An 11,037-nucleotide genomic window follows, 5' to 3' on the forward strand; every position below is an offset into this window, starting at 1 on the left:
CCGGCGCCGGTTCGCGTTCCGATCCGGCGGCGGTCCGTGTTTCCCCGGGGCGGGGACGGCTCCCGGCGGGTTTGACGCGGCGACCGAACCGCCGGCAGGATCAGCGGGTCGCCCGGTCCCGCCCGGTCCGCCCGGACGCCGCCGGCTCGCCCCGGTTCGTCGCCCCCGCCGCCATGTCCGCCTCCATCGTCGCCGCCCGCGGCAACACGATCTTCCCCGTCGAGACGTTCGGCGACACGCTGATCGTCCTGCCCAAGGGGGACAAGGCCGGCTTCGGCGAGGCGGACTTCCGGGTCGAATGCACCCGCGTCGCCGCGGCCCTGCGGGACCCGATGTACAAGAACCTCGTGCTGGACTTCACGCTGACGAATTACGTCGGCGGGAACGTGATCGAGGAACTGCAGAGGTGGGTCGCCCAGGTCCGCGAGCAGGGCGGCCGGGCCGTCGCCTGCGAAGTCAGCGACGACATGCGCAAAGGGCTGGAGGTCTCCCGTCGGGCCGACGACTGGGAGTTCTTCGACACCCGCGACGACGCCCTCCACGCCGTCGCGCGGGAGACCCCGGGGCAGAAGCTGGTTCGCTGGGCCCCGTCGATCGCCACCGCCGTCACGGTGCTTCTGCTGATCGCTCTGGGCGCCTGGCTGCTGACCGGCCGGCAGACGGAGCGGCGCCACTACGCGGCGCTGGAGGAGATCTGGCGGGATTACGCGAAGATCCGCAAACGCACCCCGGAGGTGCGGGACTGGGCGGTCCAGACCGAACCGCTGGTGGAGCGGCTGGACGGACAGATCGCGGAGCTGACGGAGTTACTGCCGACCGAGTACTCCGCCCGGAACGCCCTGCTGGCGGTCGCCCGGAGCCGGATGCGGCCGATCCTCGTCGAGCCGCGCTCGCCGGACCCCCGGGCGGCGGGCGTCGAGGCGGGGCTCGCCTACATCCGCGGGAATCTCGACGGCCTCGAGGAGAAAGAGTTCCGGGAACTCGAAGCCGAATACCTGGCGACCCGGCCAAGTCTGACGTCCGGAACGGCCGCCGTGGCGGCCGCCGCCACGACCGAGCGCTCTGCGAGCAGGGAGGAGGAGGCGTCCCGGAGGTCCGCCGAACCGGTCGCGGCGGCCGACTCCCGCGAGGACTCGGGCAACGCTTCCCCCGCGGAACCCGCCTCCCCGGAGCCGGACCCGGTCTCGGAGGAGCCGTCGCCCGCCGAGCCCGTTGCGGCTTCGGAGACGGAGGGGAGGGCGTCGAGTCCCGCCGAATCCACGGAGTCGCCGGGGCGGACCCTCACCCCGGTGGCGACCGGTCGCTCGCCGGAGTGACCCCCGGTTCGGCGGCGGCGGACTGCGGGCGGACGCACCCCGCCGCGGCGATCGCCGCGCAACAGGCGACGCCCGCCCAGCGGGTGGGGCCGCTCTCGAACACGATCGCCCCGTTCACGGCGATGAAGCCGAGGAACGCCCCGACGCCCACGTCCAGCCACCGCGGCCGGGCGGCGTGGCCGCGGGGAGCGGCGAGCCACCACGCCGCGTCAGCCGCCCAGACCGCGGCGAACAGGTAGTTGATCCAGACGCCGCCGCCCCAGTCGATCCCCGTCAGGGCCTTCGTCCGCCGGGTGGTTGCGCGGACGGCGGCGGCGTGGCTCCAGTCGTGCTCCACGGCGAACGCGGCGGCCAGATGCGCCCCCATCGCCGCCGCTCCCGCCGCCCAGCAACCCCGGGCGAGCCGTTCGAACCGTAGTCGGCGCCCGACGAATCCGACGGTCAGCAGGCCCAGCGCGACCCGCACCGTCCAGACGACGAGCGCCTCGCCCGTCACGGGGCCTCGGCCTCTTCAATCTCGTCCGCCGGTTCCTCGATCGCCTGCATCGGTTCCTCGGACAGGTTCTCCGCCGGGGCGTCGGCGGCACCGGGGGGGAGCAGGTCGATCTCCGGGCCGCCGTCGATGCGGATCCGCATCTCCCGGTAGACCCACAACCCGTCGCCCTCGGCTTCGCCGACGACGTACACGGTGCCGCTGCCGTTCGGCCCGCTGACGGGGTAGTTGAGGTCCGCGGAGCTGGCCCCGTTGGTCACGTTCAGGTTCCCCTGCACGAGCCATCCGGGCTCGATCGGGGCGCCCAGCGCCTCTTGCACCTCCGCGTCGGCCCGCACGGCGGCGAGCGATTTCTGATACGGGTCCGACGCCTTGAGCGCCCCGAACACGCCGCCGATCACGGCGAACACGCACCCGCCGCACAACACCAGGGGCGTCAGACAGCCCACCGGCGTCGCCCACATCCAGTTCCGCGACCACCACCCCCGCTTCTGCGGGCGGGGCGGGGCGGCGGGCTCAAACGAATCGGCGGACGACATGGCGGGCGGAGTGCGCAGGCGGGGTTGGGGGGAGGGAAACACGCCCCGCGACGAACGCGGGGGGAGCGACTTCAGATCAACGAAAACGTCACACGGTCGCGGATTGCGTCGCCCTCCGCGCCCAGCGATCCACCTCCATCAAGCCCTCCAGGGTCGGCTCGGCGTCGAAGGGGTGGTCCTCCAGCGCCCGTTCGCACAGGCGGGCGATCTCCGGGAAGCGGATCTCGCCGCTGAGGAAGCGGTCGACGGCCACCTCGTCGGCGGCGTTGAGAGCGGCGCCGGCGGTGCCGCCCCGCTCCGCCACCCGCGTGCCGAGGTTCAGCCCCGGAAACGCCTCGCGGTCCGGCGGTTCGAAGGTCAGTTGGAACGCCTGGGACCAGTCGAACTTCGCCGTCGGCCCGGGGCGGCGGTCCGGGTGGGTGAGGGCAAACTGGATCGGCAGCTTCATGTCCGGCGGAGAGAGCTGCGCCAGCACGCTGCCGTCGACGTATTCCACGAAGCTGTGCACCACGCTTTGCGGGTGGACCGTCACGTCGATGCGGTCCGCCGGCAGGTCGAACAGCCAACGGGCCTCGATCAGCTCGAACGCCTTGTTGAGCATCGTGGCGCTGTCGATCGTGATCCGCCTGCCCATGTCCCAGGTCGGGTGGGCGAGGGCGTCCGCGGGGGTCACGTCGCGCAGCGACTCCGCCGGCCGACCGCGGAACGGGCCGCCGCTGGCGGTGAGGATCACCCGCTTCACCTGATCCCGCTTCCCGGCGAGCAGGGCCTGATAGATCGCGTTGTGCTCGCTGTCGACCGGCAGCAGTTCGGCGCCGGTCTCGGCGGCCCGCCGCATCACCAGCGGGCCGGCGACCACCAGCGTCTCCTTGTTCGCCAACGCGACCCGCTTGCCCGCCTCCACCGCCGCCCAGGTCCCCCGCAGCCCGGCGGCCCCGACGATCGCGCTGAGCACCGCGTCGGCGTCCGGGTGGGCGGCGACCTCCTCCACGGCCCGCTCACCGAACCGCACCTCGCAGCCGGGGGGGAACGCGGCCCGGTCCACCTCCCCGGCGACGGATTCGTCCGCGAGCACGGCGATCTTCACGCCGTGCGTCCGGCACTGCTCCGCCAGCGTCTGCCAGGAACGGTGCGCGACGAACGCCAGCGGGATCAGTTCCTCCCGGACGGCGAACACCTCGCAGGCGCTCGTGCCGATCGAGCCGGTGGAACCCAGCACGACGACCCGGGAGGAGTTGGCGAACAACGGCGAGACCGGGGCGCGGACGGGGCGGAATCAGAGGGGACCGCACGATAAAAGCGGGCCGGACGCCCCACAACGTCCGCGGGGTCCGGACGCTCGGCGACCCGGTGCGACGGTCTGCGACCGGCCGGCCGATTGACCGGCCCCCGCCGTCGCTTAGGGTTGTCCGCCCGCCGCCCGGCCCGCGGTCGTCGTCGTTCCCGCTCGTTTCCCCTCGCAGTCGACCGCCGTGCCCGACGCCCCCCGCGACCCCGCCGGCGATCCCGCCCCGACCGATCCGGCGTCCCCCGGCCCCGGAGACCGCCCCGCCAAGGGCAAGTCGTCCGGCAAAGGGAACCGCCCCGGTCCCGGCAACCTGCTCTGGCTGGGCCTCGTCGCCGCCGCCGTGCTGGGGCTGATCGCCCTGACCACCGGCGGCCGCAGCGGCAAGGAGCTGTCCGTCACCCGCTTTCGGGCGTTGATGGAGGACGGAACCCTCACCGGGGAGACCACGGAGAACGTCCGCTTCGGCCCCACCGCCGTCACCTTCCTCGGCCCCCCCGGGCTGGCGGCGGAGGCGGACGGCGAAGCCTCCCCCGCGGAGGTCGCCGCGGAGGCGGACGACGCGGAGGCGGACGACGCGGCCGCCCCGCTGCCGACGCTCTACCGCGTGCCGATCTACTCGCTGCCCAGCGAGACCAAGACGGCGCTGGCGGAGAAGATGGAAGCCGCGGGGCTGGACCTCTCCGCCGCGGAGCCGCAGCCGGAGTGGGTCGGCCTGGCGATCCTGTTCCTGCCGATCTTATTACTGGTCGGTATCCTGGTGTTGGTCCTGAAAAAATTCGGCGGGCCCGGGGCGGCGATGAGCTTCGGCAAAAGCCGCGGCCGCCTCGCCGCCCAGGACGACGTGGAGGTCACCTTCGCCGACGTCGCCGGCATCGACGAGGCGAAGGAGGAATTAAAAGAAGTCGTCGACTTCCTCAAAACGCCGCAGAAATATCAGGCCCTCGGCGGCCGCATTCCCCGCGGGGTGCTGCTCGTCGGCCCGCCGGGCACCGGCAAAACCCTGCTGGCGAAGGCCGTGGCGGGCGAAGCCGGGGTGAGCTTCTTCAGCCTTTCCGGCAGCGACTTCGTCGAGATGTTCGTCGGCGTCGGCGCCGCCCGCGTTCGCGACATGTTCAAACAGGCCGGCGAAAAAGAGCGGGCCATTATCTTTATCGACGAATTGGACGCCCTGGGCAAAGCCCGCGGCGGCGGCGCCCCGGGCGGGCACGAGGAGCGGGAGCAAACGCTCAACGCCCTGCTGGTGGAGATGGACGGCTTCGACAGCGGCCAGTCCGTCATCGTGATGGGCGCCACCAACCGCCCGGAAACCTTGGACCCGGCGCTGCTCCGCCCCGGTCGGTTCGACCGCACCGTGACTGTCGATCGCCCCGACAAAGCGGGTCGTCTGGCGATCTTGAAGGTGCACGCCAAGCGGGTGCGGCTGGGCTCCGGCGTGGATTTGGAACGCATCGCCGGCATCACCCCGGGCTTCGTCGGGGCGGACTTGGCGAATTTGATGAACGAGGCCGCCCTGCTCGCCGCCCGGGCCGGCAAGCCGGCGGTGACGATGACGGAACTAGAGGAGGCGATCGAACGGGTCGTCGCCGGACTCGAAAAGGGCACCCGGCTTATTCACGACGAGGAGAAAGAGCGGGTCAGCTACCACGAATGCGGCCACGCCCTCGTCGCCTGCAGCCTGCCGCACACGGACCCGGTGCATAAAATCAGCATTATCCCCCGCGGTATGGGGCTGGGTTATACGCTGCATTTCCCGGCCGACGAACGGATGCTGACCACCCGCACGGAGTTGTTCAATCGCATCTGCTGTTTTCTCGGCGGCATCGCCGCGGAGGATCTAATCTACGAGGAAGCCAGCACCGGGGCTCAAAACGATCTGCAACGCAGCACGGACATCGCCCGCCGGATGGTCACGGAGTTCGGCATGAGCGAAGTCCTCGGCCGCGTGCATTACTCCGACGCCCGCAGCAGTTTCCTCGGCCCCCAGGCCGCCGGCGAGACGTTCCACGCGGAGCAAACCCTCCGGCAGATCGACCTGGAGGTGAAGGCGATTATCGATCAGGCCGGCCAGACCGCCGCGGAGATTCTCACCGCCCGCCGCCCGCTGTTGGACCGGATGGCGAAGGAACTCTTAGAGGTCGAGGTGATGGACGCCGCCCACCTCAAGCGGCTCCTCGACGAAGACACCACCGGCCCGCGGCTGAGCCTCGGCACGAAGATCGACCCGAAAACCGGCGCCGCGACGGAGATCGAACTGCCCTCCTCCGACGAGGCGACGAGCGAAGAGGAAGGTATCGACGTGGCGTGAGGCCGCCGCGGGGGCCGGCGTCGCACGCGGACATGCGATCGGCGGGAGGGCGGCCTAAACTGCACCGCATGGCCGCCGAGATCGAAAACACCTACGCCGAAGCCTTCCGCAGCCTGTTCGCGGAGGTCCTCGTCACCGCCCGGGACCGGACGTGGCTCGATCACGCCTGTTCGAACGCAACCGGGCACGCCAGCAGCACGATCCTCTGCGACTGCGAGGCGGGCGTCGCCTCCCTCCTCGCCCCGGCCGACACCCCCGACGGCCGGCCCGGGGCCGTGCTGCAATTTCACGTCCCCCGCTTCCGCAAGGACCGGGAGGAGGCGCTGTATCAGTCGCTCTTAAAGCGGGTCAGTCAGAACGTCCTCACCTGTCCCACGGCGGCGGCGTTCAGCCCGATGAGTGAAGACATCGCCGCCGGGCGGTCGATTCCGCTGGGCCGCAAGATCGCCTACTTCGGCGACGGGCACGAGTTTGAAGACCGACGCCACGGCCGGGACGTGTGGGTCATCCCGGTGCTGGCCGGGGAGTTCATGCTGGATCGGGACTTCGGCTTCCGCGACGGGGTGATGGGCGGGAACCTGTGGTTCCTGGGCGAAACGGCCGACTCGGCGCTTGACGCCGGCTCGAAGGCGGTCGCCGCGGTCGCGGAGTGCAATGGCGTGATCACCCCCTTCCCCGGCGGCCTCGCCGGTTCCGCCAGCAAGGCGGGATCGAACTACAAGTTTCTCATCGCCAGCACCTTCGCGGAGTGGTGCCCGACGTTGAAGGACAAGCTGGGAGAGACAAGCCTCGTGCCGGACGGCGTGACCTCCATTCAGGAAATTATTATCAACGGCCGCGACCTGGAGAGCGTCGCCGCGGCCACCTACGCGGCGATCGACGCCGCGAAGGAAACGCCCGGCCTCCGCATGATCCGGGCCGGGAACTATAACGGCCGGCTCGGCAAGAGTTTTATCCCGCTGATCCCGGGGCAGACGCCCTGGGAGGATTAGAGAGCCTCTTACTAACCCGAAGCGTCAGCGAGGGCCGCGGGCGCAGCCCGCCCCCGTTTCTTGAAGGCCCTCGCTGACGCTTCGGGTTGGTGTTTGATACGGCCGGAGAACCACTCGGCCGGCGGTCAGGCGCCGTACCCTTTGCCCGGCCAGCGCTCCCACCACGCTTGGAAGCGGCGGAGCTGCGCCTCCGCGTAGCGGGCCTGGCTGGGAGAGAGCCGGTCGGCGCGGTTGAGTTGATGCTCGTAATCCCCGTCGCCCATGAGGAACAGGAGATACTTGTAATACAGGACGAGATCCGGGCCCTCGTCGAAGCTGGACAGCACGGCCAGCGCGTCCGACAGCTCCCGGGCGAAGCGGTCCGCCTCCGGATCGCCCCCCGCGGCGGCTTCGCAGAGGCGGACGTACGTCAACACTTCGCCCGGCAGGCAGTTGCCGATGCCGGTGATCGCCCCGGCCGCCCCGCAGCGGACGAAGCCGTGGTAAACCTGCGTGTCGACGCCCGCGAGCAGCAATAAGTCGTCGTCGGCGGAGGTGATGTACTCGGCGGCGTAGGACAGTGAGGCCGCCCCGCCGAACTCTTTAAAGCCGACGAGGTTCGCGTGCCGCTCGCGGAGTTCGAAGAACAGCTCCGCCTTCGTCTCGTAGCCGTAGTAGGGGCTGTTATAGATCACCGTCGGCAGGGCCGGGGCCGCGGAGAGGACGGCGGCGAAGTGCTCCCGCTGGGCGGCCGGCGAGGCGCCGCGGGACAGTACGCGGGGGATCGCCATCAGCCCGGCCGCCCCCACGGCCGCCGCGTGCTCCGCGTGGGAGACAGCGCGGGCGGTATTCTGGGCTCCCGTGCCCACGACGACCGGCACGCCGGCTTCGACCAGCCGTTCGACGCCCTCCTGCCGCTGCCGGTCCGTCAGCAGCGGCCAGTCGCCCATCGACCCGCAGTAGACGACGCCCGACATCCCCGCGGCCGTCATCTCCCGGCCTTTGCGGACGAGCGCCTCGTAATTGACGGCGCCGTCGGCCCCGCAGGGCGTCATCAGGGCGGGCATGCAGCCGCGGAACACGGCAGCGTCGACGGTGGAGCGGGGAGCGGTCATACGGTCGGCGGGACGGGGGCGGGACGCGGCCGACACGGTAACGCCCCTCGCGGCCGGCGGCCCGTCAATCGGACATCCCCTGACAGCGCCGGCAGGCGTACATCGTGCGGCCGCCGAGTTCCCAGACGTGCGTCTCCTCCCCGCAGCGGGGGCAGCGCGGCTGGCGGTAGATGCGGAACCGGTCCATCCCGAACAACTCCGCCCGCGGCTTGCCGGCCTCCCGGGCGGTGCGGGTGACGATCTTGCCGTACTCCAGCCCGGTCTTCATCTGACGTTTGATCGTGTGCCAGAGGGCGGCGAACTCCTCGTCCGTCAGACTGTTCGCGGGGCGGGCGGGGTCCATTTCCAGTTCGTAGAACGCCTCCGCCCGGAAGATGTTGCCGACGCCGCTGACCACGTGCTGATCCATGAGGAGCGCCCCCGCCGGCTTCTTCGACTTGGCGAACGCGGCCCGCACCTTCGCCCGATCGCCCGTTTGCGGGTCGAGCGGGTCCGGACCGAGACGGTCGCGGATCGCCTCGACCTCGTGCGGGGCGAGCGTCTCGCAGGCGGTGGGGCCGCGGAGGTCGAAGCCGATCACCGGGCCGGGGTCCTTCGCCCCGGGCGTGGGGGGCAGCCGGCCGGCGCCATCGTCGGTGCGGAGGATCCGCACCCGCACCGCCCCCACCGGCTCCGGCGCCGGCCGCGTCAGCGCCGTGAACTTGCCATAGCGGCCCAGATGAACGTGCAGGAAGAGTGCGTCCGCAGGGGCGGCTCCATCCCCGCGCTTTCCGTCGCCGAACTCCCCGTCGCCGAACTCGTAGAACAGGTGCTTGCCGCGGGCGGAAACGCCGACGAGCCGCCGGCCGTCCAACTCCGCCGCGCCCGTTCGGAACCGCCCCTGCGGACTGCTGACGGCGTACTCGGCGCCGGCGAACGCGGCGGTGTGTTGCGCGGCGAGGTGATGAACCTTGTGACCCTCGGGCATCGATCGATGTCGGATGTGGGATGTCGGATTGGGGATGGAGGAACCGCGATCGCGCGACCTCCGTCACATCCGCAATCCCGCATCCGCCCTCAGTCGCCGCCGACGCCGCTGAGCCACACGAGGGCGGCCACGGCGAGGACGATCATCCCGACGATCTGAATGATCCCGCAAACGACCTCCCCGCCGGGGACGAACAGCAGGGCCAGCGAGGCGCACATCACGATCACGGTGACTTCCGCGATGCGGGCGCCGAGCTTCCGGCTGTCGGCGAGCAGCTGGCTGCGGGCCCGGTTGACGATCTTGTCCGCCTGATCCGGGTCGCAGCCGGCGGCGATCAGGCGAGCCCGCACCTGGTGGGGCGTGCCGCGGGTCTTCAGGGCCCGCACCGCCGCGGCGACGCGGTCCGCCTCGGTCGGGGTGCGGCGCTCCGGCTCGCCCTCGGTCGCCGCCCCCTCGGCCGCCGCGGCGTCGCCGGCCGGCGGACCGTCGCCCGGCGGGGGCGGATTCTCAAAGGGGGCCGGGTCGTGATCGACCCGGGCGGCGAGGGGGGCGTCATTCATCGGCTTCGGCCGGTTCGTCTCGCGAATCCCCGGATTTCTCCTCCCGCACGACCCGCACGCCAGCGGCCTCCAGCGCCTTGATCTGCTCCGCGGCGGCCTCCCCCAGCGGGTTGCCGGCCACGTAGAGCTTCAGGTAGGGGGCGAACCGCCGCTTCCCGGCGGCGTCCTCCGTCGCGGCGGCGACCAGCGGGCCGAGGTCGGCGATCTGATTGTCCTTCAGGATGAGGAACCGCAAATCCGTCAACCCAGCCAGCGGGGCGACGTTCGTGATCCGGTTGCCGGAGAGCGTCACGGCGCTGAGCCGCTTCAGGTCCGCCAGCGGGCCGACGTCCGTCACGTCGTTCTCCGCAAGATCCAGCGAGGTGAGCCGGGTCAGGTCGGCCAGCGGGCCGAGGTTCGTCACCTGGTTGCCGGACAGGTACAGCGCCGAGAGCCGCTCCAGCCCGATCAGCGGGGTGAGGTCCGTGATCTGGTTGTCGTCCAGCTTGAGGTACTGCAGCCCGGTCAGCTTCGCCAGCGGGTCGAGCGAGGTGAGTTCGTTGCCCGACAGATCCAGCGATTGCAGGTTCGACAGTCCGGCCAGCGGGTCCGCATTGGACAGCTTGTTGCCCGACAGATTGACCAGCGAGAGGTTGACGGCCCGTTCCAATCCGTCGAGCTTCGCCACCTCCCCGTCCGGCGCCCGCAGGAAGAAGAGGTTCCGCAGGGCGTCCTCCTTCAGTTCCTCGTCGGGGCCGAGGCGCAGCTCGCGGCGGACGGCGGCCTCCAGGGCGTCGTCCGGGATCAACTCCGGCGGGGGCTGCGGCTCCTCGACCTGTTCCCCCGGTTCCCCGGCCGGGGCGGGTTCCTCCGGCTCCTGAGCGACGGCCGGGGCGACGGCCAACGCCGCGGCAAGCAGCCCGCAGGCGGCGGACCGAAACGGGGCGAAACGAGACGGCAGTGCGGGGCGGCGGACCATCGGCGAACGGGCGAGGCGTCGGACGGGTGCGGGGCTGTTAGTCTACGAGCCTGTTTCCCGGCCCCACAACCGGCGTCGGAGCCGGGGAACCCGGTCCGTTCCCCCGCCCGTCGCCCTCCCGTCCGCCGATCGGTTCGACCGTGCCCAAGCGCCCGCTCCTCGGCAATCACCAAAAGTGCTGGATCCGCGGGCGCCACGCGGTCGCGGGGGTGTTGCGCGTGGGCTGGGAACCGTACGAGGTCCGCATCGCGGAGACCGCCGACCCCGCCGCCGCGGACGAAGTGACGCTGACCTGCGAAGCCCGCGGCGTACCGGTGATTCCCTCCCACGCGGCGAACCTGACGAAGCTCTGCGGCGGGGCGGACCACCAGGGGTTCGCGGCGAAGATGCCGCCCTTCCCCTACGCCGACGCCGCCGGGCTGTTCCGCAAACCGCCGGCGCTCACCGTCGTGCTGGACGGCGTGCAGGACCCGCACAATCTGGGGGCGATCCTCCGCGGCGCCGCGGAGTTCGGGGCGAACGCCG

General features: G+C 71.3%; 11 protein-coding genes. 4 read left to right on the forward strand and 7 right to left on the reverse strand.

The window, feature by feature from the left end; translation table 11 throughout:
• The first annotated feature begins 173 nt into the window (after positions 1–173).
• Positions 174–1,316, forward strand: a complete 1,143-nt coding sequence (locus ACG2DA_RS19015; protein ID WP_395257753.1) for a hypothetical protein — start codon at positions 174–176, stop codon at positions 1,314–1,316.
• On the opposite strand, the gene ACG2DA_RS19020 is transcribed toward ACG2DA_RS19015, so the two are convergent.
• The 3 genes from ACG2DA_RS19020 to dxr form a co-directional block, all read right to left on the reverse strand.
• Complete coding sequence (locus ACG2DA_RS19020) at positions 1,282–1,812, reverse strand: hypothetical protein (protein WP_395257755.1); 531 nt, start codon at positions 1,810–1,812, stop codon at positions 1,282–1,284. The two genes, ACG2DA_RS19015 and ACG2DA_RS19020, sit on opposite strands and share 35 nt — an antisense overlap.
• On the reverse strand, positions 1,809–2,348 hold the full coding sequence (locus tag ACG2DA_RS19025) for a cytochrome c oxidase assembly factor 1 family protein (protein ID WP_395257757.1): 540 nt from the start codon (positions 2,346–2,348) through the stop codon (positions 1,809–1,811). The genes ACG2DA_RS19020 and ACG2DA_RS19025 overlap by 4 nt, the downstream gene beginning before the upstream one ends.
• Before the next feature lie 88 nt (positions 2,349–2,436).
• Positions 2,437–3,594, reverse strand: a complete 1,158-nt coding sequence (gene dxr / locus ACG2DA_RS19030) for a 1-deoxy-D-xylulose-5-phosphate reductoisomerase (RefSeq protein ID WP_395257759.1) — start codon at positions 3,592–3,594, stop codon at positions 2,437–2,439.
• A gap of 226 nt (positions 3,595–3,820) precedes the next feature.
• Here dxr and ftsH point away from each other — a divergent pair, with 226 nt between their 5' ends.
• Both ftsH and fhcD read left to right on the forward strand, forming a co-directional pair.
• On the forward strand, positions 3,821–5,941 hold the full coding sequence (gene ftsH, locus ACG2DA_RS19035; protein WP_395257761.1) for an ATP-dependent zinc metalloprotease FtsH: 2,121 nt from the start codon (positions 3,821–3,823) through the stop codon (positions 5,939–5,941).
• 68 nt (positions 5,942–6,009) lie between these two features.
• The gene (gene fhcD, locus ACG2DA_RS19040; RefSeq protein WP_395257763.1) at positions 6,010–6,933 is read left to right on the forward strand and encodes a formylmethanofuran--tetrahydromethanopterin N-formyltransferase; all 924 of its coding nucleotides are present in this window, start codon (positions 6,010–6,012) and stop codon (positions 6,931–6,933) included.
• 125 nt (positions 6,934–7,058) lie between these two features.
• On the opposite strand, the gene ACG2DA_RS19045 is transcribed toward fhcD, so the two are convergent.
• The 4 genes from ACG2DA_RS19045 to ACG2DA_RS19060 form a co-directional block, all read right to left on the reverse strand.
• Positions 7,059–8,027, reverse strand: coding sequence for a dihydrodipicolinate synthase family protein (locus tag ACG2DA_RS19045; RefSeq protein WP_395257765.1), 969 nt, complete (start codon positions 8,025–8,027; stop codon positions 7,059–7,061).
• Between the two features lie 64 nt (positions 8,028–8,091).
• Positions 8,092–8,994, reverse strand: a complete 903-nt coding sequence (locus tag ACG2DA_RS19050) for an Fpg/Nei family DNA glycosylase (protein ID WP_395257767.1) — start codon at positions 8,992–8,994, stop codon at positions 8,092–8,094.
• Between the two features lie 89 nt (positions 8,995–9,083).
• Positions 9,084–9,554: a hypothetical protein gene (locus ACG2DA_RS19055; RefSeq protein WP_395257769.1), complete on the reverse strand. Its 471-nt coding sequence runs from the start codon at positions 9,552–9,554 to the stop codon at positions 9,084–9,086.
• Positions 9,547–10,512 carry a leucine-rich repeat domain-containing protein gene (locus tag ACG2DA_RS19060; RefSeq protein ID WP_395257771.1) on the reverse strand — a complete coding sequence of 322 codons (966 nt, stop codon included), beginning with the start codon at positions 10,510–10,512 and terminating at the stop codon, positions 9,547–9,549. Before ACG2DA_RS19060 ends, ACG2DA_RS19055 begins: the two co-directional genes overlap by 8 nt.
• Before the next feature lie 140 nt (positions 10,513–10,652).
• On the opposite strand from ACG2DA_RS19060, the gene ACG2DA_RS19065 reads away from it, so the two are divergent.
• Positions 10,653–11,037, forward strand: a 385-nt coding sequence (locus ACG2DA_RS19065; protein ID WP_395257773.1) for an RNA methyltransferase substrate-binding domain-containing protein, incomplete at its 3' end; no start/stop codon positions are given.

It is taken from the genome of Alienimonas sp. DA493, assembly GCF_043951915.1.
In the GTDB taxonomy this organism is placed as follows: domain Bacteria; phylum Planctomycetota; class Planctomycetia; order Planctomycetales; family Planctomycetaceae; genus Alienimonas.

What these genes read in the sequence shown, in the direction of transcription:
- ACG2DA_RS19050 (WP_395257767.1), bottom strand. Translation starts at nt 8,994, where the DNA reads ATGCCCGAGGGTCACAAGGTTCATCACCTCGCCGCGCAACACACCGCC.
- ACG2DA_RS19055 (WP_395257769.1), bottom strand. Translation starts at nt 9,554, where the DNA reads ATGAATGACGCCCCCCTCGCCGCCCGGGTCGATCACGACCCGGCCCCC.
- ACG2DA_RS19025 (WP_395257757.1), bottom strand. Translation starts at nt 2,348, where the DNA reads ATGTCGTCCGCCGATTCGTTTGAGCCCGCCGCCCCGCCCCGCCCGCAG.
- ACG2DA_RS19045 (WP_395257765.1), bottom strand. Translation starts at nt 8,027, where the DNA reads ATGACCGCTCCCCGCTCCACCGTCGACGCTGCCGTGTTCCGCGGCTGC.
- fhcD (WP_395257763.1), top strand. Translation starts at nt 6,010, where the DNA reads ATGGCCGCCGAGATCGAAAACACCTACGCCGAAGCCTTCCGCAGCCTG.
- ACG2DA_RS19060 (WP_395257771.1), bottom strand. Translation starts at nt 10,512, where the DNA reads ATGGTCCGCCGCCCCGCACTGCCGTCTCGTTTCGCCCCGTTTCGGTCC.
- ACG2DA_RS19015 (WP_395257753.1), top strand. Translation starts at nt 174, where the DNA reads ATGTCCGCCTCCATCGTCGCCGCCCGCGGCAACACGATCTTCCCCGTC.